This window comes from Nocardia sp. Tas62D01, assembly GCF_055232035.1.
In genome coordinates this window covers 6,464,916-6,486,389 of record NZ_JBUYUZ010000001.1, presented here as the reverse complement: position 1 = coordinate 6,486,389, position 21,474 = coordinate 6,464,916, and the positions used below count along the sequence as shown (strand labels likewise).

Below are 21,474 nucleotides of genomic sequence, written 5' to 3'. Positions count from 1 at the left end.
CGACACTCAGTTCGGCCGGGGTTCGACCGATGGCACCTGCAACACGCCTTTCCGGAGCAGATCGTCGATCTCGACATCGGTCATTCCCAACACGTTGCGGCAGATGTCACGGGTCTGTTCTCCGGCGAGCGGCGCCTGCCGCATCGGAGGATCCGTGATCGAGCTGAAATGGCCTACCCTCGTCGTTGCCGGCAGGTTCGCCGCCAAGAAGTTGTGTTTCAGATCACTGAAGGCGCCGCGTGCGAGCAGATGTGGATCGATGAGCAACTCTGGCAGTCGCAGCATCGCACCGGCCGGAACCCCGGCGGACTGAAGAGCCCGCATCGCGGCGATCGGTGACCTGTCCCGCAACCAATCGATAAGCACCCGATCTGCACACTCCCGGTTACGGATCCGTTCGTCCGCGGTCGCAAACATCGGGTCGGTCGCAAGATGTCGCTGCCCTATCGCCTCGCACAGCCGCACCCAATCGTCATCGTGCCGCACTGACACCACACACCATTCATCCCCACCCGCGCATGGGAACACTCCGGTCGGCGCTGAGTAAGGATCGGAGTTGCCAGTGGCTGTGACCGTCCCGGGACGCATCGACTCGGTGGCCACCTGAGTGCCCAGCTGAACCAGTGCCGTATCGGCCTGGGCAAGTTCGACGGCCGCCCCGCGTCCCGTGCGTAGACGGCCTATCAGCGCTGCCAGGACCGCGATGGCGCTGGTATGCGCTGCGACATGATCGGGATAGACAGTCATACCGTCACAAAGCTGCTCCGCGTCGTCGGGGTAACGCCACAACGCCGACACGCCACAGGATGCGCGCACCAGCGGCCCGTAGCCCAAGCGGATATCCCACGGGCCGACGCTACCGAAAGCGCTACTCTCCGAAACGATCACACCAGGGTTGAGCGACGACAGTTCCGGGTAGGAAACCCCCATCGAGGCGAGCGTTCCCGGCTTGAAGTTCGCCAGCACCACATCCGCGCCGACGACCAGTTCCCGGAAGATTTGCAGTCCTTCGGCACTGCGCAGGTCCACGCCCAGGCTGCGCTTGTTGCGATGCCCCCAAGCCACCGACGCAGACAGCGCCGCGCCTCGCTTGGTCTGGCGCAACCCATCGGGAAACGCCGTATTCTCGATCTTGATTACGTCCGCACCGTAGTCCGCGAACTGCCGGCTGAGCTCGGCGCCGAAGACGATGACACCGAGATCGAGCACACGCAGCCCGGCCAGGGGCCCGGTTGGCACCGCTTCCTCTGTGGCCGGCGCCGGACGATCCGCTGAATGAGCCCCGAGATCGTGGTTGTTCGCGCCGAGTTCGGGAGCTGGCGTTCGGATCCCTGCGCGGCGGCCGTTGAATGTGACGTATCCAGAGGGGACACGGGCCCGCACACCGGGGGCGAGCTCCGCGTCGATCAACGAGCCCGATGCCGCGAAGTGTTCGGCGGTGAGCACTTCGGCCACGTCATGGACTCCGCCCACCGGCACCCCGCGCGCTGCTCCCTCCGCGACCAATTCCTCTCGTGTCCGCGCCGCGAAAAGACGCGCGATCAGTGGATGGAGTCGGTCGGCCGCATCGAACCGGGCTGCGATGGTGTCGTACTTCGGATGGGCGAATTCCTCTGGTGCACCGAGCCATTCGAACATTGCACGCCATTGACGTCTTGCCAGCAGGCAAATCCTGACGTAGCCGTCGGCGCAGGGGAACACCGGATAGAAATTCGCGGCATGCGGGCGACCCCGGGGGAAGTCCTCGGAGCGTCCCGCCGCCGCCGAGCCCTGGGTGCCGAATCCGGGGTCGAATCCGTGTACAACAGCCTCGAACGCGGACAGGTCGATGATCTCCCCCCGGCCCGAACGGAGCCGCTGATAGTAGGCCAGTAGCGCGGACCATGCGGCATGCATGCCCACGGTCCCCTCGACCAGGCCCGCAGGAGGCAGCAGTGGCTCGGCGCCAGGGGTGCCCGACCGCGACAACACACCGCTGAGCGCGTAAAGAACTTGCTCGGTCGCCTCCCAGCTCCGGTACGGCCCAGTCTGTCCGAAACCGGTGATCGACAGCCACACCAACGTCTTGTTCTCGCCCACGAGTTCCGTTGCGCCCAAGCCGCGTTTACTGAGCCAGCCGGGTGCAAACGATTCGATCAGGATGTCGGCATCGGCCACGAGCCCGCGAAGCCGGGCGCGACCCGCGGGATCATCGAAGTCCACCGTCACTGAGAGCTTGTTGGCGTTGTGTAGCGCGAACGGAATGCTGACGCCGTCTATCACCGGTTCGGCGTTGCGTGAGCGAGACCCTCCAGGCGGCTCCACTCGGATAACTTGCGCGCCCAGATCGGCCAGATACCGGCCACACGATTCACCGAGACCGTCGGTGAGATCGAGAATCCGGACACCGTCCAAAGGAAATGTCATCGACGACTCCAAGTTGATCGACGGATATACGAATGCGAAAGCGCGTCAACGCGTGCCGAAGTAGACCGATTTCGTCTGGTAGTACGGGGACATACCCTCGGGACCGAGCTCGCGGCCGAGACCTGAGGCCTTCACTCCACCGAAAGGTGCGGCCAGATCGAGGGCGTAGTAATTGACACCGACTGTGCCACTGTGGATTCGTGCCGCCAGCGCCAGTCCGCGTTCCTCGTCGCGGGTCCAGACAGTGCCGGCGAGCCCGTACTCCGAATCGTTGGCGATCGCGATCGCCTCGTCCTCCCCGTCATACGGTGTGATTGTCAGGACGGGGCCGAAGATCTCCTCCTGGGCGATAAGTGCCGAGTTGTCCACGTCGACGAACACCGTCGGCTCGACAAACCAGCCGAGGGGGTTCGCTGCCGGCACACCTCCACCGACAGTGACCTGATAGCCAGCCCGCCGTCCGGCCTCGATATATCCGAGCACGCGAGCCCGTTGAGCAGAACTGACCAGCGGGCCGATCGCGGTAGTCCGGTCCAGCGGATCACCGACCCGCAAACCGCGCACGGTCTCCGTCACGGCTTCGACGACCTCGGCATAGCGTGACCGGGGCGCCAGAATACGGGTGCTGGCGTGGCAGGTCTGCCCGTTGTTCACCAGTGATACTTCGGCGAGGTTGGCTGCAAAGACATCCAGGTCGGCGTCGGCGGCGACGATGGCCGCAGATTTGCCGCCCAGTTCGAGGGTGACCGGCCGCAACAGCCGCCCGCACAGCTCCCCGATCGCCCGCCCGGCCGCGGTGGACCCGGTGAATGCCACCTTGTCCACTCCGGGGTGTGCGACGAGGTATTCGCTCACCTCGCGGTCGGCCGGCACCACGTTGAGGACCCCCGGCGGCAAACCCGCCTCCGCCGCGGCGTCGGCGAAAACGAAAGCGTCCAACGCGGTTTCGGGTGCCGGTTTGAGCACGACGGTGCAGCCGGCCGCGAGCGCCGGGGCAACTTTCATCGCAGCCAACGGCTGTGGGTAATTCCATGGGATCACCGCGGCGACCACACCAACCGGTTCGCGACGCACCACCGTGCGACCGCCGAGCATGCTCGGGCGCAGATCCTCGGTTGGTGACTGCCGCAGCAACTGCGCGTAGTAGCCGAACATTGCGGCAGGCCCGTATCCATTGACGGCGGCCGACAATGTGATGGGCATTCCGTTCTCTCGACTGACCAGCTTGGCAGTGGTCTTGCCCCGCGATTTCAGCGCTGCCGCGAGCCTTTCCAGCACCTCCGCACGCTCGTTGCGAGTGAACGCACCCCATTGCCCGTCCAGGGCTGTGCGCGCTGCGGTGACAGCGGCGTCGATGTCGCCGTTCGATGCGAGCGCGGCTCGACCGAGCACTGTCTCGGTCGCAGCTTCGACTATGTCGACCGTTGCGCCCTGGCGCGGCACGACCAAGCGGCCGTCGATGTAGAGGGCGGTGCGATCTAGGACAGTGTCATCCATGTCGGTCCTTCGGGGGATTCAGCCCGATGGGCTTCACATCGGGTACAGGTTGGTGGAGCTGTCACGGATCTGCCGGACTCACTCGAAGAGCGGTTGCCGTACGTCTTTCGATTCATTTCGACGGATCACTCGAGCACGCACCGCCCGTCCGCGGAGATCGCTACCGGGTCGCCTGCGACGTCGGCGGCGACGAACCGCGCCAGATCGCCCGGCTCGCTGGTCGTTGCCAGAGTTCGCTCCCCAGAGGCGGTTCGTGCGGTGACGAAGCTCCGTTCGGGCTGTGCGTCGCGGTCGTACACCACGGTCCACGCCTCGATCGTCGCCGGACCGTCATATGCAGTCAGGGCGGTCGTGGTCGGTTCTGCGTCGACTTCGGGCTGCACGTCTTCCCGCCGGAAGCCGTCCGGCGGCGGATCGGTGCTATACACGCCGAACGCATGCTTGGTGAGGTAGCCGCTGTTCGCGGTGATCAACCCGTAGCTACCGGGGGATTCACGCAGTCGACCAGTGAGAGTCGCGATCGCGTGGGTGCTGTAGTTGTTCCACGGTCCGCCAGCGAAGGTCAAGCCGCCGGTCAATGTCAGCGGACGGCCCGGGTCGTCGAGAGCCAAGCCGAGTTCGGCCGCCGCGACCTGCACTGCCGACGGAAAGCACGAGTACACGTCGATATAGGCGACATCGTCGAGGCCGATACCGGCTAGTTCCAGGGCGCGTGCGCCAGCAATGCGGATCGCCGGTGACCGATGCAGCGCGCCGCGCTCGGCGATCGCATACGTGTCGTGTGCCTCCGTGCCCGATTGCGGAAATATCCACCGATCACGCGGGATACCCAGTTGCGCAGCAGATTCTACCGAGCACAACAGCAGCGCCGCGCCCTGTTCGACCATGTTGTTGGAGTTCAGCAGCTTGGTGTAGGGCCAGCTGATCCACCGGTTATCCGCCGAGGGAGTCAAAATCTCGGCGGCGCTGTATTCACGCTGAGTCCACGCGTGCGGATTGGTCGCCGAGACCTTACTGAACCTAGACCACAGCGCGCCGATCAGGTCGCGATGCTCCTCGATCGACCGCCCGGCGGCGATCCGCACCGCCTGTTCGAACAGGGGGTACACATACGCTGGTCGGTCCAGGCCGATCCGCCGTTCGGACTCAGACGCCATGGGCACATCGGGCACCAGACACGGTGCCGCCGGCGTGTCATCCTGTGTCGACCAGTCAGGTCGAGTTCCTTGCGAACGCAGCCGCATTCGGGTGCGCCAGGCTTCTGCCCCGCCGATGAGCACGACGTCGGCGCGACCGGCTGCGATGTCCTGCGCTGCGCCGTTGACCAGCGCCTGTGGTGTGCTGCCGCCGTTGCCGGTGTAGCCGGTGTCTCGAGGGGACGCGCCGATGCGCTCACCGACCAGCGCACCGGGGTCGCGATATTTCCAGGAGAGCAAGCCGACTACTCGCACCGAATCCACCCGTGCCAGCAGACGCGGCGCGCCGGCGTCGGCAGCGGCAAGGCGTGCCGCGTCCGCGATCAGGTCCACCGGTTCGATGCCGCCGACACGTTCGTTGACCTGCCCAGCTCCGACCAGGATCGGAGTTCTGGGATCGGGGTTCACAGCGGGCTCCCCGGGATTCGCGTGGCCGGTCCGGCCGTGCGCCGACTGTTCACAGGGTCCTCATCCATTGTGCTGGCTACCTCCATCGATCCGGCCCCTCCGCGAGGGCGGCAGCGGCCGAGGAAAGCGCTTTACATGTTACGTTCTTCGTTACATGTTATACGCTCGGTGGAACATACCGTGCAACCAGACGGAAGACGTGCATCACTTCATTCCAGACGTGAAGCCCGGCCTCGACCAGGGCCTTGACAGCCGGAACCGACTCGGGTTCGCTACTTAGCGACCGTTAGATATCCCTACTTTGAGAGGTGCCGTGCCGATCCAATTCGACCTCGATGCCCGCACTGTGCATGTTGTGGAGCGCACCATGGAACTCATCCACGAGGTAGTCCTCCCGGTGGAGCAGCGCTACGGCGGCAATGCTCACGCGTTGCCCGAGGAGGTCCGCCGCGAGTTGCAGAACACGGCAAGGAAGAAAGAGGTGTTTGCACCGCACGTAGGCGCGCAGTATGGCGGGCTCGGCCTCGACATGCGCGAACGTGCGCCGGTGTTCGAGGCTGCCGGATACTCCCTGTTCGGTCCGCTGGCACTCAACTGCGCCGCGCCGGATGAGGGCAATATGCATCTCATCGAGAAGGTGGGCACCCCCGAGCAGAAACTGCGCTACTTGCTGCCATTGGCTAGCGGCGACGTCCGGTCGTGCTTTGCGATGACCGAGCCGGCCCCCGGTGCCGGGTCGGATCCGACGGGGTTGGCCACCACGGCGCGGCGCACCTCCAGCGGTTGGGTGATCAACGGCCGCAAATGGTTCATTACCGGCGCTGACGGTGCCGGGTTCGCCATCGTAATGGCCCGAACCAGCGGGGAGCAGGGTTCCGCGGGCGGCGCGACAATGTTTCTCGTCGATGCCGATACCCCGGGCTTCGAGCATGTGCGTGCCATCGACACCCTCGATGAGAGCATGTTCGGCGGCCACTCGGAACTGGTCTTCGACGATGTCGAGGTCCCTTCGCATGCGGTACTCGGCGCTGTCGATCAGGGCTTCACCTATGCACAGGTCCGGCTCGGCCCGGCTCGAACCACCCATTGCATGCGCTGGCTCGGCACCGCCCGGCGAGCGGCGGATCTGGCCGCGGAACGTGCCAATGAACGTCACGTATTCGGTAGCAAGCTGGGCGAACTCGGCATGGTTCAACAGCTGATCGCAGATAACGAGATCGACATCGAGGCTTCCCGTGGACTGATTCTCAAGGCCTGCTGGGACATAGACATGGGTGAGCCCGCGGGCCGGATTACCTCGATCGCCAAGACTTTCGTCGCCGAGGCCGTCAACCGGGTGGTCGACCGTTCCCTGCAGATCCATGGAGCACTCGGCATTTCCGGCGACGCACCCCTGTCGAGGTTCTACCGCGAGGTTCGCGCCTTCCGCATCTACGACGGTCCCTCCGAAACTCACCGATGGTCGATCGCGCGCCGCGCGCTGCGCGCTGCGCAAGCCCGTCAAGATGCCGGTCGATGAACCCGCCAGGGTTGGATCTGCCCGCACTGCAACGATTCTTCGCCGACTCGGTGCCCCACGCGGCAGGTCCAGTGCAGGCTCGACTCATCACCGGCGGCAAGTCCAATCTGACCTATCTGATCAGCGATGGGGCCAATCGGTGGGTGCTGCGCCGGCCGCCCCTTGGGCCGTTGACACCGAGCGCCCACGACATGGCCCGGGAGTATCGCGTCGTGCGGGCACTACACGACACCGAGGTACCCGTAGCCGCGGCAGTCGTCTTGTGTGAAGACCCGGATGTCATCGGTGCTCCGTTCAGCGTCGTGTCCTATGTCGAAGGCCGCACACTGCAGGACGGCGCGGACGCCGCAGCACTTACGGCCGACGAGGCACGCAACTGTTCGAACGCCCTCGTCGACGCGTTGGTGGCGCTGCATGCCGTGCCTTACGCCGACGTCGGTCTGGCCGAATTCGGTCGTCCGGACGGATATCTGACACGCCAGGTCCGACGCTGGCGAGACCAATGGGACCGAGTGGCCACCCGCGAGCTGGCCGACCTGGATCGCCTACATAGCGCGCTAGCTGCCTCGGTGCCCGAACACAGCGGTTCCAGCATTGTCCACGGCGACTACCGTCTGGACAACACGATCCTCGACCGCGCAGACATCGGCCGCGTGGCCGCCATCGTGGACTGGGAAATGGCCACGCTGGGCGATCCGCTCGCCGATGTCGGACTGTTGCAGGTCTATTGGGATCCGATCAGCGAACCGGTACTCGGCGTCAGGCATGCGCCCTCCGCCAACCGCGGCTTCGCTACTGCCGATCAGCTCGCAGACCGGTATGCCACCGCAACCGGGGCAGACCTCGACAGGCTGCCGTTTTACCGCGCGCTCGGCTACTTCAAGGTCGCGGTAATTGCGGAAGGAATTCACCAGCGCCACCTGGCTGGAAAGACCGTCGGCCCAGGTTTCGACACCGTCGGAGACGCTGTCGCCATCCTGCTCGATGGGGGTCTGCGCACGCTGGGAGCAGCCACGCGATGAGCACGAAGACCCGCCCTGATCGCGCGGGCGTCGCGTCTGCTTCGGCCACCCGAGTCCTGGCTACATCGTCCGGGTCGACGAAGCTCGAAGTCCGAGGGCATAATCGGCGATATCGCTTCGGCGGAGCCTTTCGATGTCACTGAGGAGGACTCGGGTGCCATCGAGCGCGACGTTTCCATTGCCGACGATCACTGCTCGCCTGGAGTCCAGCGGAAACTAACATCGGCGAAATCCGGATGACCGTTGTACCGGGCGACGAATTCGGTCGCGGAGTGTTCTGATGGTCAGGGGCGACTCCGTACCAGACAGCCCCGTGTCTCCATCGTGAGCGCGTACTCCGGACTGATCGCGTCGACCGGACAGACAGGCTCATCCGGCCCCGGATAGATGCACTGGGAAGGGCACACTAGCCGACAATCGGCAGTTCAGCGCGGTCGTCGACTTGCATGACCTCACCTCGAGCAGCAGCTAGTCGATTTCGATCAGTGCGCGGCTGCGCAGCGCCCCTGTGCGAAGCTTCTCATATGCCTTCTCCACATCGGCAAGGGCGAAGTTTTCCGTCTCGATGTGGAGTTTTCCCTGCTCAGCTAGCGCAACCACCTCACGCAGGTCCGCGAGCGTATTGCCGAGCGAAACAACGAATTCGCATCCACCCGGTATTGCACCCCAGCCGACTGATGCGCGACCTCCGTTGGCACCACAGACTGTGATCCGGCCGAGCGGCGCCGATACTTCGAGACCCATGGTGAGCGTGCTGTCGACTCCCACGAAGTCGAACACCGCGTCTACCCCTTTCCCGCCGGTGAGAGTGTTGATTTTCTGCGCCGCAGCCTCGTCGGAAAATACCGTCTCATCAGCGCCGAGTTCTTTGGCGAAGTCGAGACGGCTGGGCAACACATCAACTGCGATGATCCGAGCAGCACTGAGGAGTCGCAGATACTGGATGGCGAACCCACCGAGCCCACCTGGCCCGATGACGACAGCGGTGCTGCCAGGAGCCAATCGGGGAAGGGCCTGACGCACAGCGTGATACGAGGTCGCCCCGGCGTCGGCGAGAATGGCGGCCTGTTGTGGAGAGAGGTTGGTAAGCGGAACGATTTCACGGGCCGGAACTACCATATGTGAGGCCAAACCACCATCAAGCCCCACACCTCGCGTGGTGTATTTCGTCGACCACCAGCAATAGTTGTCACGACCCTGGAGGCACTGCGCGCAGACTCCGCACGAGCGGACACAGGATACGAGCACGGGTGTTCCGATCTGAACCGAGTCGACCTCGGCGCCGACCTCGTCTATCCAGCCTGCGTTTTCGTGCCCGAGTGTGAACGGAGGGTCGAACGGCCAGGCACCGGCCGGAGAATCCTGAATCAGGATGTCGCTGTGGCAGAGTCCCACGGCACCGATCTTGACGAGAACCTCGTTCGGACCCGGCTTAGGTCGCTCGATGTCAACGAATTCGGGCTTACGTCCCCACTCGAGCATTCGGTACGCGGTCATAGTTGACATCGTTGTCTCGGTCTCCGTTCAAAATCGGGTGCAGCGAGTGGCGCGCTCCGCAACACCACGGTGTGACATGTAACTAATTTCGTCACATGTTATACAGGTTGCCGAATCGGAGTCAACGTCCTCGGGCAACCTCTCAGATATCCGAGCCGAGCCGGCGGGCGCAGGCGGCGCGGTGGTCAACATCTAGGCGTCATCCACCCCGACCTGCACGATCCACCGTTGTTGCGACGACCGGTTCACCACCCGCACCGATACGCTGGTTGCCGGGTGCCTGCGCGGTCGTGGCAGGGCTGTCGGTCGGCGCTGGCGCTCATAAGCCCCGTGCGTACAACCGGGTGCGCAAGCCAATCGACGGGAGCTGGACCAGCGGGCGCGGACACCGACTGCGAGCCCAACGGTCGATCGATGGTCCGGCCGAGATCGCCTACTACAGCCTGTTACTGGCAGCCCGATCCCGGCTGATCGACCGGACCGGATCGCCGGACCCCGCTGGCACGTCGACGAGGCCTTCCAGCAGGCCGAAGGAGAAGCCCGGAGTGGGTGGGACAGCCAGCGCGTTGCCCGCCCGCCTCACCGGGACCCTTGCAGCTTGAACGCAGGCACGACAAAGGTGCGAACCAGATCTCGGTAGTACGCAGGATCAGCTCCCGGCCTGTCGAACCAGGCGATCATCATGAAGTTCACCGACGTCAGCCAGATATAGGCCGGCTCACGGTTGAAGTCGGCAGCCAGCTCGCCGGACTCGACGGCCTGATCGAAGACCGGATTCCAGACGGCAGAGGCAAACGCGACGCCGCTTCCATTCTCGTTGAAGAGGATCTTGTTGGTGAAGTCGAAGGTCTCCGAACGCAGCAACATGCCGATGAACTGATCGTTGCGGCCACTCTCGGCGAGAAAGATCATGCCCTCCACCAGCCTGTCCTCGAAACTGGCCTGCTGATCCAAAACGGCCCGCACCTTACCCACGAACCTTGCCGAACGAGAGGCGACGATCGCCGAGACCAATGCGTCTCGATCGTCGAAGTACCGATAGAGAGTCATGCGGGAGACCCCGGCAGCAGTCGCAATATCGTCCATGGTGGTGCGCTGAAGCCCCCACTGATCGAAGCATTTCTCGGCCGCCTTCAACAGCATCCGTCGCGTCGTCTCCGGATTGGTCGTAAGGGATCGAGCCCGCCGTTTGCCCGTCAAGACTTCTCCTCATCGTCCCTGTGTCCGCTGACTAGTAGATCGCGTCGGCCGACCTATGCTCAAATCCGCTCTTGTCCTGAGCGTACCGCGAAGGTATACATGTTACAGATACCGCCACATGTCACAGCTCAGGAGGACGACAGATGACCGAGGGCAGCAACATCATTGGTGGGCGAGCCCTGCCCGCCATTGCCGGTGCCACGATCGACGTGATCGATCCGTCGACCGGGCAAGTCATCGGCACCGTGCCCGACAGCGCGGCGGCTGACGTCGATAGCGCAGTCGCTGCTGCCCGCGCGGCTCAGCCAGCGTGGGCTGCGCTCGCCGCCGCCGAGCGCGCGGCGATCGTCAAACGCGGAGTCGACCAGTTCGTCAACGAGGAAGGTCTCCTCGACCTGATCATCGCCGATACCGGTCATCCCCGCCGGCTGGCGGAGTTGTTCCACCGGCAGGGCCCATCGATGTGGGCTGCCGAGCTCGCCGAAAGCGCTGCGGCGCTTCAGGAACGCGACCTGGGGCAGACCACCGCACCCGCTGGCAATGGGGTCGTGCAGTACGTGCCGTTCGGCGTGGTGGCCGCACTCACCCCGTTCAACGCACCCACTCCACTGACCGTGTGGAAGGCAGTTCCCGCTCTGGTGCTGGGGAATACGATCGTGGCCAAACCATCACCACTCGCCCCGTTCGCGGTCGATCGCTTCTACAGGGCGCTGGTCGAAGCCGGTATCCCTGACGGTGTCGTCAACCTGATCCACGGTGATGTCGAGCCTGCGGCGCACCTTGTCTCTCACAAGGACGTCGACAAGGTCAGCTTTACGGGTAGCACCACCGCGGGTTCAGCGGTGATGGCCGAAGCTGCGCGGTCTTTGACCCCCGTCGTGCTCGAGCTGGGAGGCAAGTCCCCGGCCATCGTTCTTCCTGATGTCGATCTCGAGCTGGCCGCGCAGGCTGTCGCATCAAGCTGCTTCACGCTCTCAGGTCAGATCTGTGGCGCGCTCACCCGACTGCTTGTCCCCCGCGACCAGGTCGATGCCTACACCGAGCGGCTGGCACAGCTCGCCGAGTCGATCGTGGTAGGGGACCCGCAGGACCCCGCGGTCGACAATGGGCCGGTGATCAGCCAGGCACAGCTGAATCGGATCGAGCGGCTCGTACAGAACGCACTCGCCGAGGGCGCCGAGCTGGTGACCGGTGGACAGCGTTCTGCGGACCATCCCACCGGATACTTCTTCGAGCCGACAGTTCTCCGCAGCGTCGACAACAATTCCACGATTGCGAGGACCGAGGTCTTCGGCCCGGTTCTGTCGGTGATCGCCTACGACGATGTCGAAGAAGCAATCCGACTGGCAAACGATTCTGAGTTCGGCTTGGCGGCAGCAGTGTTCAGCGCGAACACCTCCGCTGCCCAGGCGGTTGCGGCCCGCCTCGAAGCGGGGACGGTGTGGATCAATGATTCCAGTGCCACCTTCTGCTCCGCCCCATTCGGCGGAATGAAGAACAGCGGAATGGGGCGCGAACTCGGAGAGGAAGGGCTGCTCGAGTTCGTCCAGCCACGGCATGTGTTCACCGCCCAGGGGCTCGACCTGGCGACCCGGATGTACGGCCTCATCGGGTCGAAATGGTAGCTCGCCCACACGCACCCCAGGGATCGGATCGTTAATGGATTTCAGAATCAGCCCGAAGGCCGAGGAGCTCGTCGGCGAGCTACAGGACTTCATGCACCATCATGTGTATCCCGCCGAGTCGATCTACCGACAGCAAATCCGGGACAGTGGCGACCCTCACTTGCATCCGCCCGTCATGGAAGAGCTGAAGATCGAGGCTCGCCGGCGCAACCTGTGGAATCTCTTCCTGCCGCACAAAACGGAATGGTCTGAGGGTCTTTCGAATCTGGATTATGCGAGCCTCGCCGAGATCACCGGTCGTTCGCCGGGTCTCGCCGCCGAGGCGCTGAACTGCTCGGCGCCCGATACCGGGAACATGGAACTGCTGGCGATGTTCGGCACCCGAGACCAGCAGCAGCAATGGCTCAAACCGCTTCTCGACGGTGAGATCCGGTCGGCGTTCGCCATGACGGAGCCGGCGGTGGCGTCCAGCGATGCGACGAACGTCGAAGCGACGATCGCTCGAGACGGCGACGATTATGTCATCAACGGCCGCAAGTGGTGGATCTCGGGTGCGGCTAGCCCGCGCTGCCGCATCCTCATCGTGATGGGTAAGACCGATCCGGATGCCGGCCGTCACATCCAGCAGTCCATGGTGCTGGTGCCCATCGACACCCATGGGGTCACCATCGAGCGCGACCTCACCATCTTCGGCTACACAGACGTCGGTGGTCATCCCGAGGTCACCTTCGATGATGTCCGGGTTCCGGTCACCAATCTGTTGGGTGAGGAGGGCGGCGGCTTCGCTATGTCCCAGGCCCGCCTCGGGCCCGGGCGTATCCACCACGCCATGCGATGCGTCGGCGCCGCGGAACGCGCCCTCGAGCTCATGTGTCGACGTACCCTCCAGCGCACCGCGTTCGGGCGAAAGTTGGCGGACCAAGGCGTAATTCAGCAGTGGATCGCGGACAGTCGGATCGAAATCGAGCAGGTTCGCTTGCTCACATTGAAGACGGCCTGGCTGATGGACACCGTAGGAAATGCGGGAGCCCGCACCGAGATCTCGGCGATCAAAGTCGCAGCCACCGAGGTTGCCTCCAAGGTCGTCGACCGCGCAATTCAGGCGCATGGGGCGGCAGGAGTCGGCCAAGACTTCCCGCTTGCTGCGATGGCCGCACAGATGCGAATCCTGCGGTTGGCAGACGGCCCCAACGAGGTACACCGCATGCAGGTCGCCCGCCGCGAGCTTCGCACCTACCAGGGTCAGCAAATCGCCACCACCGCACAGAGATGACCGAACGAACATGAACCTCGCGGAATTGGTCTTGTGCGATGAGCCTCTCGAGCACATTCGTGTCCTGACAATAAACCGGCCTGCAGTCCGAAACGCAACCAATAGAGAAGTTGGGCAATTACTCGATAGCCAGTTGAGCGTCGCGGAACGCGACGGGGTCCGCTGCCTGATCCTGACCGGCGTGGGAAACCAAGCCTTCTGCGCAGGAAACGACATAAAAGAACTCCAGCGGCTCTCCCGCGAGGAAGTGGCGGCACTCAATACGGAGCGGGAACAGTGGACATGGCACTGGGCCACGTCATCGGTGCCGACCATTGCCGCTCTGAACGGACTGGCCTACGGCAACGGGGCGATCCTCGCGATGGCATCGGACCTGCGTGTGGGCGGCCCGAACTGCTCCATGCGGATCACAGCAACAGGATTCGGCGGGGCGAACGACACCTGGCTACTTCCGCAGCTAGTCGGATGGTCACACGCCAAGGACATGCTGTTGACCGGCCGGGCCGCGCCGGCGGAAGAGCTGTACCACATGGGATTGCTCAACCGCCTCGTAGTCGACGACGACCTGGTCCTGGCCGAGGCGCTGTCGGTTGCATCCCTCATCGCAGGGAACCCTCCGAGCGGTCCGCAGGACGCGAAAAGACTGGTGCAGGCAGGACCGGGACTCGGCTTGCGTGAACGCTTCATCGCAGAGGCCAGACTTCAAGCCGATCGACTACAAGAAGCCTCGATGTCCGAGGTATTCGACGCACACAGCCCACCTTCGGTGGGGTCGAGTCAGATAGGCGACACCAATCTATGAATCGACTCTCTCCCACCGATACAGACCCGCACCGCGGACGGCTCAACCTACTCCATCTGCCGGCCCGGCTCCGCTACAGCGACATCCCTCTGCAGACAAACATCATCCAACATCGGATCGGAGAAGCATGAACCTCGAACAGCCCATCCGCTTCTGGGCACGGTGGCGGCCAGACGCCGCCGCGATCGTCACAGCGGACGACCAGATTACTTGGCAAGCGCTCGACGAGCGAACCGACTCCATCGCGGCAGGACTCCAGAAACTTGGATTCGTCAAAGGCGACCGCTTGGCCATCCTGGCCATCAACCGACTCGATTGGTGTGTCGTCACGATCGCTGCCATCAAAGCCGGAATATTCGTGGTACCCATCAATGATCGTCTTGCCCCTCCCGAGATCGCCGAGCTACTCCGCGACGCTGACGTCGCGGCGGTGGTGACCGACTCCGAACTCGGACCCAAGCTGGGTCCCGCAATCGATGCCCTCGAATTCACCGTGATCGACTTCGATCTCGACGCCGACCGAGATGGCCGCCTGGCTTTCCCGTCGCTGGCCGCGTCTGGCGCCGGCTTCACGCCTGTCGAGCTCAGCGAAGACGACACGGCGATAATCGCCTATACGTCGGGAACCACAGGCCTCCCCAAGGGGGTCATGCTCTCACACCGCAATATTCTTGCCCAGGCCCTGGACCGCAGCACGGTCCTGGGATGGTCACCTGACACTCTCCGGACACTATTGTGCGTGCCGCTATCCATCACGGGCGGCATCGTCACCAATTTCCTCCTCACCTACGTTTCGGGCGGTGCGCTCTACCTCGAGCGCGGATACAACGCCGAGCGCATCCTCAAATTGATCGTCGAAGAACGCATCACGTGCATGATGGGAGCCTCCATCATGTGGGAACTGCTAACCAAGGTCGACGGCTTCGCCGACGCCGACATCACCTCACTCACCACAGCGCTCGGTGGCGGCCAGCCCCCACCGCCGATCGAGACCTTCCGAGCGAAGGGTGTGCTGTTCCATCAGGTCTACGGATGCTCCGAAGCGACCGCCTTGGTCACCGACCTGCCGCCTCGTCTCCTTTCCGACAAGCCCGCATCCATTGGCATGCCGAGCATGCAAACCCAAGTGCGGCTTGTCGACGACGCAGGTGATGACGTGTCGGTGGGAGAAGTCGGCGAGATCATCGTCAAAGGACCGACAGTCATGAGCGGGTACTGGCGAAACCCGCAAGCGACGGCCGAAACCGTTGTCGACGGCTGGCTGCACACCGGCGATCTCGGGGTGCAGGACGCCGACGGCATGTTCGAGTGGATCGACCGCAAGAAAGACATGTATCGCTCCGGCGGATTGAATGTCTACCCGGCCGAAGTAGAGCGAGTCCTGTCCGACTATCCCGGAGTGATCGAATGCACCGTGATAGCGGTATCCCACGAAAGATGGAATGAAGTGGGTGCCGCGATCATCTACAGCAATGAACAAATTGATCCGCAAGTTGTCGCCAATTATTGCAAACAGCGACTCGCTGGGTACAAGGTGCCCAAGTATATCGTCACAACCGATTCCGCGTTGCCGCGCAACGCATCGGGAAAGGTCCTTCGACGTCTGCTTCGCACCGAGTACGCGGATCTGCCCAAACAGCAGATTCCGATCACCTGACAGTCGTACCCAGGCAAATCAAACCCACCCCGCGAGATGTGGAATGCATAGCGTGGAAACATGAGGAGGCGAACACGTGACCAATACCTTCGCTCTCGCGGGCGTCGACGAGTCCATCCTCGATAGCGACGCACTGGCTTTGTGGATGGATTCCGTCGGGCTCCCCGGAGGCGAGTTCGAGAAAATAGCTCTGCTCGCTGGTGGGACACAGAACATACTCATCCGGTTCACCCGCGGCGGTGCCGAGTACGTGCTGCGCCGGCCACCACGCCACCTCCGTCCGAAAAGCAATGACGCACTGCGGCGTGAGGTTCGGATACTCACGGCACTTTGTGACACCGATGTACCCGCACCTCGCCTTATTGCGGCTTGCCTCGACGAGACAGTGCTCGACGGTGCTGTCTTCTATTTGATGACTCCGGTCGACGGTTTCAATCCCGTGATGGCGCTGCCGGAACTGCATGCCGGCAGCGCCCCTATTCGACACGAAATGGGTCTGGAAGCCGCGCGTGGAATCGCTCGCCTCAGTACGGTCGACCACGTGAGTGTCGGCCTCGGGGACTTGGATCGGTCGACGGGATTCCTCGACCGACAGGTAGGTCGTTGGCTACGAGAGCTCGACAGTTATCGGGCGGTCGCCGGATATGCCGGTGATAATCTTCCAGGCATCGAGGAGTCTGCTCGATGGCTCGACAAGTATCGGCCACAGAGCTGGCGTGCGGGAATTCTGCACGGCGATTACCACCTTGCGAACCTGATGTTCTCTCCCGAAGGACCGAATCTCGCGGCGATCGTCGATTGGGAGATGTGGACCATCGGTGATCCCCTGCTCGACCTCGGCTGGCTGATTGCTACCTGGCCGACACGCCCGGGGCCGAGTGCTGTCGGCGGCGCACTGGCCGAGGCAGGCGGCCTGGGACCCGCCACCGACTTGGTCGATGCTTACTCCCAACTCTCCGACCGTGATCTGAGCTCGATCACGTGGTATATCGTCCTCGCTTCCTTCAAGCTCGGCATTCTGCTCGAAGGTACCTATGCCCGATCATGTGCCGGGCTTGCATCGGAGGAGATAGGCCGAACTATGCATCTCCGGGCCCTGGATCTGTTCGCCCAAGCCACCATGTGGATCAAGGAGTCCTGATATGACCGATGAACTCTTCGACCTCAGCGGGCGAACGGCACTCGTGACCGGCGGCAGTCGTGGTCTCGGAAAAGCGATGGTAACCGCCTTCGCCGCATGCGGCGCCGACGTTATCATCGCGAGCCGTAAAATCGATAACTGTCGCGCTCTGGCGGAGGAGATCACTGGCAAGTTCTCCGTCCGCGCCATACCCATTGCAGCCAACGTCAGCGACTGGGAGCAATGCACGACCCTCGCCGAGAATGCCTACCGACAAGCACCGCGAATCGACATCCTGGTCAACAACGCTGGCATGGCGCCGGTCTATCCCAGTCTCGACGAGGTGACCGAACAGCTGTGGGACAAAGTTCAGGGGGTCAATCTCAAAGGCCCGTTCAGGCTGGGTGCTCTGGTCGGTACTCGTATGGCTGAAGAGGGCGCAGGCACCATCATCAATATCTCCTCCGTGGCATCGATCCGGCCGAGCGCAGCTACCGTCCCCTACGCGGCGGCCAAGGCCGGCCTCAACGCTCTCACGGAAGGATTCGCACGAGCCTTCGCACCCAAGGTCCGCGTCAATGCAATCCTGTGCGGCCCGTTCCTGACCGACGTTGCGAACGCGTGGGACATCGACGCCTTCCGCGAACGCGCCCGAACGCAACTCATGCTACAGCGCGGCGGCGATCCCGACGAAATAGTCGGCGCCGCATTGTATTTCGCCTCGAATGCCTCCTCATTCTGCACTGGTTCACTACTCCATGTCGACGGCGGGTTGCGATGACCACCAACCAACACGCGAAGCAGACAGAAGCATAAGGACCCGAACCCGAAGGTAACCTCATGAACAAGGACGCAGTCCGAGAAGCGATCAAACGATTGCTCGAGCACGTCGACAATCGAACCGCCGACTACGCCGATTCGGTCATGACAGTGGACTCCGCTGTTTACGCTGACCCCGAAATCGCCGAACGGGAACGAACTCACGTCTTCAGACGATCTCCCACCGTCGTCGGCCACGTCAGCGAAATTCCGGAACCGGGCCATTTCTTGACGGTCGACATCATCGACGCGCCGATTTTGGTCATACGTCAGGACGACGGCTCCATCCAAGCGTTCAGCAATATCTGCCGCCACCGCGGAGCAAGAGTCGAAAGTCAGCCGACCGGCCGCCGAAAAATGTTCGCATGCCCGTATCACAAATGGTGCTACAACCGCGATGGCAAGATACGTTCGATGCCTTTCGAAGACGGATTTGCAGAGCTCGATCGCTCCGACCGTGGCCTTCAACCACTACCGACCGCCGTCCGGTTCGGGCTGATATGGGTGGCCCCATTCCCGGATCCGAGCCTGGATCTCGGAGAGACCATGGACAGCGACTTCGGTCCCGATCTCATCAGCCAGCTCAAAGAATACGACATCAGCGGGTCATGGCTGTTTCGACAGAAGACCTTCGATGTTCCGATCAACTGGAAGATCGTACTAGAAGGATTTCTCGATGCCTACCACCTGCAGTTCGTTCACCCCGAGACTGTCGGCCCGTTCTTCCATACGAATATCTACACCTTCGAGCCGCACAACAAGAACAGTCGAATCCTCGTTGCACGGCGACAGATCGAGGAGGTGCGCGACAAAGATCCCGACACGTTCAACTACCGACGCTACGTCGCAACTAACTACACAATCTACCCATCGACCGTAATCGTACCAGCGCCCGAGCATTACGAGATCTGGACTATTTTGCCCCACGAATCAGACCCTTCGAGATGCACAGTTTTCCTTCGGATCCTCGCGCCTCACACAACCGAAGAGGAAAAGCAGCTTCGCTATCTGGAGCGGAACTGGGAAATGCTCTGCTATGCACTCGAGGAAGAGGATTGGAAGGTTTCCGGGACGATCATGCGTGGTGTTAGCTCCGGACACGTCCCCGAACTGGTCCTTGGCCGAAACGAAGCCGTCATCCAGCATTTTCATTCATCGCTCTCCGCTGATATCAGCACAGACGCGTGAGAGAAGAATCCAATGATCATAGAAGCTGATCAAGATCGCTGCTGCGCATCTGGACAATGCGTGATGCTCGCACCTGCTGTCTTCGACCAAGACGAGGAAGGCCTGGTCATTGTGCGTCAACCCCTCCCGCGAGCTGCCGATCTGACTGCCGCTGAGAACGCGGTGCGACAGTGCCCGACCAGGGCTCTACGCATCGGTGACGCGCGATGATTCATGTTTCGGGCGAAATCACGAGGGTCTCGTGATGAGCCGCTCTGGGCACGTGGCAATCATAGGTGGTTCGCTCGGTGGCTGGTCGGTCACCGAGGCATTGCGTTCAGCGGGACACGACGGCCCGATAACCATCGTGAGCGCTGAACAGCATCTGCCATATGACCGTCCACCGCTGTCGAAACAAGTTCTAGCCGGAAGCTGGGAGTTCGAGCGCACCCAATTGTGCGCGCCGAGTCGTCTTCGTGAGCTGGAAGTAAATTTCCGGCCGGCAACCGCGGCTACGTCGCTCGACGTTGCTGCACGCAAGGTCGGCCTCGCAGACGGCGACAGCATTTCATTCGATTCTCTGGTCATCGCCACCGGACTCACTCCGAAAACTTTCGGTCTAGCGAGGCCAGGTGCAAATGTGCACGTTCTGCGCACGCTCGATGACGCCGCCCGGCTGTCTACCGCTCTACGATCCCGATCATCCGTCGTAGTTGTGGGCGCGGGTTTTCTCGGCCTCGAAATTGCCTCGACCGCAGCTCAGCTCGGTTGCGCCGTTACCGTTGCGGAGCCGCAGTCCGGTCCCCTCGCCGCCACCGTCGACCGCAGAGTTTCCGAGCGGGTTCGAGCCATGCACACCGCCGCTGGCGTACGCCTCGAGTTCGGTCGTGGCGTGCGCCGACTGGTGCCCGCAGGTGGCGGGGCGCCTGAGGAGGTGACCGGTGTCGAACTGTCCGATGGCACGGTGCTGTCCAGTGAAGTGGTCGTTCTCGCGGTGGGCGCAGAACCAGTGACGGGCTGGCTCGAGAACAGCGGCCTGAAGATCGGCAACGGTGTCGAGTGCGACCAGTACTGCCACGCCGCTGAGGCGATTTTTGCAGTCGGGGACGTCGCGAGTTGGATCGATCGTTCCACCGGCGAGCGGATTCGGCTCGAGCATCGGATGAACGCCGCGGAGCAAGCATTGACCGTGGCCCACAACATAATCCACGATCCAGATCATTGGCGTCCGCATACACCGGTGCCCTACGTGTGGTCGGATCAGCTAGGCCACCTGATCCAGATGTTTGGGCGACCACGGGCAACGGACGATACCCGGGTTGTGTACTCCGACGCCGAGGCCGGGCGACTAGTGGTGCTGCACGGGCGCCACGGACGCGTGAGCGGGGCCGTCGGGCTCGATAGCGCTCGCGAGATACACAAGGTATTACCCCAAGTCAGCGAGGGGGCCGCGTGGACGTGAGGTCAGCGTGGGCTGCGCGGAGGATGTCTACATGTGAACAGAAAGGTCTATTGTGTCCAGCGTTGTTGCGGTGAATCGTATCCTGGCCGGCACGGCACATCTCTTGTGCGATGAACGGATCGAGCTCGTTCTCGAGCGAATCTATACGGATGCCCAGGTTGCGTCGGACCGGTCGAACGCCGCGTGGACACCGGCAGACGGCCTGTCGGACGATGTCGTCGGGGATTTCGGTTTCTCGCTGCGACCTGCGCAGGGGGAGCTCATGTACTTACTGTGTCGGAGCATGGGGGCGAGCACAGTTCTTGACTTCGCCACATCCGCCGGAGCATCGGCAATTTATCTCGCCGCAGCTGTGCGCGATAACGGCGGGGGTCGTGTGATCAGTGCTGACTGGCGGCCGGAGCGCGTCGCTGCAGCCACGGCCAACATCGAGGCGGCAGGACTCTCCGACTTCGTCGAGATTCGCTGTGGCGATCCTGCCGACGTACTCGCGGAGGTTCCAGCTCCGGTCGACTTCGTGTGGGTCGACGGCTGGCCTCAGCTCAGCGCGCCTTCGCGCGCACTGGCAGTGTTGGAGCGGATTGCACCAGTACTGCGACCGGGAGCGATGCTCCTCAATGATGCCCGGGAACCGGACTACATCACCTACACCAGGGATAACACGCACGGATTTCGGACGTCGCTGCTCGACATCGGCGTGCTCTCGGTCCGCCTCGAAAGCTGACAGTCATCGCGTAGGCAAACCCGAGGGCGGCGCGGGTCGGAACCGATCAAACCCGTCGCCGCTCTCATCCGCTCTGTGAG

Annotated in this window: 17 protein-coding genes and 1 pseudogene; 12 read left to right on the top strand and 6 right to left on the bottom strand. The window is 62.9% G+C overall.

The features are described 5' to 3' along the window. Nucleotides 1-6: 6 nt before the first annotated feature. The 3 genes from ACV7NQ_RS30930 to ACV7NQ_RS30920 form a co-directional block, all read right to left on the bottom strand. Nucleotides 7-2,406 (bottom strand): CaiB/BaiF CoA transferase family protein, encoded by a 2,400-nt coding sequence (locus tag ACV7NQ_RS30930; protein ID WP_463362817.1) that lies wholly within the window; start codon nucleotides 2,404-2,406, stop codon nucleotides 7-9. A gap of 45 nt (nucleotides 2,407-2,451) precedes the next feature. Next, nucleotides 2,452-3,903, bottom strand: a complete 1,452-nt coding sequence (locus ACV7NQ_RS30925; RefSeq protein WP_463362816.1) for an aldehyde dehydrogenase — start codon at nucleotides 3,901-3,903, stop codon at nucleotides 2,452-2,454. 125 nt (nucleotides 3,904-4,028) lie between these two features. Continuing rightward, on the bottom strand, nucleotides 4,029-5,507 hold the full coding sequence (locus tag ACV7NQ_RS30920) for an acetyl-CoA acetyltransferase (RefSeq protein WP_463362815.1): 1,479 nt from the start codon (nucleotides 5,505-5,507) through the stop codon (nucleotides 4,029-4,031). Nucleotides 5,508-5,820: 313 nt separating this feature from the next. Here ACV7NQ_RS30920 and ACV7NQ_RS30915 point away from each other — a divergent pair, with 313 nt between their 5' ends. After that, complete coding sequence (locus ACV7NQ_RS30915) at nucleotides 5,821-7,026, top strand: acyl-CoA dehydrogenase family protein (RefSeq protein WP_463362814.1); 1,206 nt, start codon at nucleotides 5,821-5,823, stop codon at nucleotides 7,024-7,026. After that, a complete protein-coding gene (locus tag ACV7NQ_RS30910) occupies nucleotides 7,023-8,048 on the top strand; it encodes a phosphotransferase family protein (RefSeq protein ID WP_463362813.1) in 1,026 nt (341 codons plus the stop codon). Before ACV7NQ_RS30915 ends, ACV7NQ_RS30910 begins: the two co-directional genes overlap by 4 nt. 69 nt (nucleotides 8,049-8,117) lie before the next feature. Here ACV7NQ_RS30910 and ACV7NQ_RS30905 read toward each other — a convergent pair. The 3 genes and pseudogenes from ACV7NQ_RS30905 to ACV7NQ_RS30895 form a co-directional block, all read right to left on the bottom strand. Then, a pseudogene (locus ACV7NQ_RS30905) lies at nucleotides 8,118-8,332 on the bottom strand (ferredoxin); the annotation flags it as partial. Nucleotides 8,333-8,516: 184 nt separating this feature from the next. Beyond that, nucleotides 8,517-9,530, bottom strand: a complete 1,014-nt coding sequence (locus ACV7NQ_RS30900; protein ID WP_463365882.1) for an NAD(P)-dependent alcohol dehydrogenase — start codon at nucleotides 9,528-9,530, stop codon at nucleotides 8,517-8,519. Between the two features lie 594 nt (nucleotides 9,531-10,124). After that, nucleotides 10,125-10,745, bottom strand: coding sequence for a TetR/AcrR family transcriptional regulator (locus ACV7NQ_RS30895; RefSeq protein WP_463362812.1), 621 nt, complete (start codon nucleotides 10,743-10,745; stop codon nucleotides 10,125-10,127). Between the two features lie 143 nt (nucleotides 10,746-10,888). Here ACV7NQ_RS30895 and ACV7NQ_RS30890 point away from each other — a divergent pair, with 143 nt between their 5' ends. The 10 genes from ACV7NQ_RS30890 (at nucleotide 10,889) to ACV7NQ_RS30845 (ending at nucleotide 21,394) form a co-directional block, all read left to right on the top strand. Further along, entirely contained in the window at nucleotides 10,889-12,370 is a 1,482-nt protein-coding gene (locus ACV7NQ_RS30890; RefSeq protein WP_463362811.1) for an aldehyde dehydrogenase family protein, read from the top strand. 34 nt (nucleotides 12,371-12,404) lie between these two features. Next, nucleotides 12,405-13,643 carry an acyl-CoA dehydrogenase family protein gene (locus tag ACV7NQ_RS30885; protein ID WP_463362810.1) on the top strand — a complete coding sequence of 413 codons (1,239 nt, stop codon included), beginning with the start codon at nucleotides 12,405-12,407 and terminating at the stop codon, nucleotides 13,641-13,643. 10 nt (nucleotides 13,644-13,653) lie between these two features. Then, nucleotides 13,654-14,445: an enoyl-CoA hydratase/isomerase family protein gene (locus ACV7NQ_RS30880; RefSeq protein WP_463362809.1), complete on the top strand. Its 792-nt coding sequence runs from the start codon at nucleotides 13,654-13,656 to the stop codon at nucleotides 14,443-14,445. Between the two features lie 127 nt (nucleotides 14,446-14,572). Further along, a complete protein-coding gene (locus tag ACV7NQ_RS30875) occupies nucleotides 14,573-16,102 on the top strand; it encodes a class I adenylate-forming enzyme family protein (protein ID WP_463362808.1) in 1,530 nt (509 codons plus the stop codon). A 145-nt stretch (nucleotides 16,103-16,247) separates the two neighbouring features. Then, on the top strand, nucleotides 16,248-17,243 hold the full coding sequence (locus ACV7NQ_RS30870) for a phosphotransferase family protein (RefSeq protein WP_463365881.1): 996 nt from the start codon (nucleotides 16,248-16,250) through the stop codon (nucleotides 17,241-17,243). A gap of 1 nt (nucleotide 17,244) precedes the next feature. Further along, a complete protein-coding gene (locus ACV7NQ_RS30865; protein ID WP_463362807.1) occupies nucleotides 17,245-18,003 on the top strand; it encodes an SDR family NAD(P)-dependent oxidoreductase in 759 nt (252 codons plus the stop codon). Between the two features lie 59 nt (nucleotides 18,004-18,062). Further along, nucleotides 18,063-19,229: an aromatic ring-hydroxylating oxygenase subunit alpha gene (locus ACV7NQ_RS30860; RefSeq protein ID WP_463362806.1), complete on the top strand. Its 1,167-nt coding sequence runs from the start codon at nucleotides 18,063-18,065 to the stop codon at nucleotides 19,227-19,229. Nucleotides 19,230-19,241: 12 nt separating this feature from the next. Continuing rightward, entirely contained in the window at nucleotides 19,242-19,439 is a 198-nt protein-coding gene (locus ACV7NQ_RS30855; RefSeq protein WP_463362805.1) for a ferredoxin, read from the top strand. Between the two features lie 34 nt (nucleotides 19,440-19,473). Next, nucleotides 19,474-20,670, top strand: a complete 1,197-nt coding sequence (locus ACV7NQ_RS30850; RefSeq protein WP_463362804.1) for an NAD(P)/FAD-dependent oxidoreductase — start codon at nucleotides 19,474-19,476, stop codon at nucleotides 20,668-20,670. Nucleotides 20,671-20,722: 52 nt separating this feature from the next. Further along, nucleotides 20,723-21,394, top strand: a complete 672-nt coding sequence (locus ACV7NQ_RS30845) for an O-methyltransferase (RefSeq protein WP_463362803.1) — start codon at nucleotides 20,723-20,725, stop codon at nucleotides 21,392-21,394. Nucleotides 21,395-21,474: the final 80 nt, after the last annotated feature.

Bases quoted from the DNA above. Each gene is read 5' to 3' on its own strand.
- ACV7NQ_RS30930 (WP_463362817.1), bottom strand. From the start codon at position 2,406: ATGACATTTCCTTTGGACGGTGTCCGGATTCTCGATCTCACCGACGGT.
- ACV7NQ_RS30925 (WP_463362816.1), bottom strand. From the start codon at position 3,903: ATGGATGACACTGTCCTAGATCGCACCGCCCTCTACATCGACGGCCGC.
- ACV7NQ_RS30910 (WP_463362813.1), top strand. From the start codon at position 7,023: ATGAACCCGCCAGGGTTGGATCTGCCCGCACTGCAACGATTCTTCGCC.
- ACV7NQ_RS30900 (WP_463365882.1), bottom strand. From the start codon at position 9,530: ATGCTCGAGTGGGGACGTAAGCCCGAATTCGTTGACATCGAGCGACCT.
- ACV7NQ_RS30890 (WP_463362811.1), top strand. From the start codon at position 10,889: ATGACCGAGGGCAGCAACATCATTGGTGGGCGAGCCCTGCCCGCCATT.
- ACV7NQ_RS30885 (WP_463362810.1), top strand. From the start codon at position 12,405: ATGGATTTCAGAATCAGCCCGAAGGCCGAGGAGCTCGTCGGCGAGCTA.
- ACV7NQ_RS30880 (WP_463362809.1), top strand. From the start codon at position 13,654: ATGAACCTCGCGGAATTGGTCTTGTGCGATGAGCCTCTCGAGCACATT.
- ACV7NQ_RS30875 (WP_463362808.1), top strand. From the start codon at position 14,573: ATGAACCTCGAACAGCCCATCCGCTTCTGGGCACGGTGGCGGCCAGAC.
- ACV7NQ_RS30870 (WP_463365881.1), top strand. From the start codon at position 16,248: ATGGATTCCGTCGGGCTCCCCGGAGGCGAGTTCGAGAAAATAGCTCTG.
- ACV7NQ_RS30865 (WP_463362807.1), top strand. From the start codon at position 17,245: ATGACCGATGAACTCTTCGACCTCAGCGGGCGAACGGCACTCGTGACC.
- ACV7NQ_RS30860 (WP_463362806.1), top strand. From the start codon at position 18,063: ATGAACAAGGACGCAGTCCGAGAAGCGATCAAACGATTGCTCGAGCAC.
- ACV7NQ_RS30855 (WP_463362805.1), top strand. From the start codon at position 19,242: ATGATCATAGAAGCTGATCAAGATCGCTGCTGCGCATCTGGACAATGC.
- ACV7NQ_RS30850 (WP_463362804.1), top strand. From the start codon at position 19,474: ATGAGCCGCTCTGGGCACGTGGCAATCATAGGTGGTTCGCTCGGTGGC.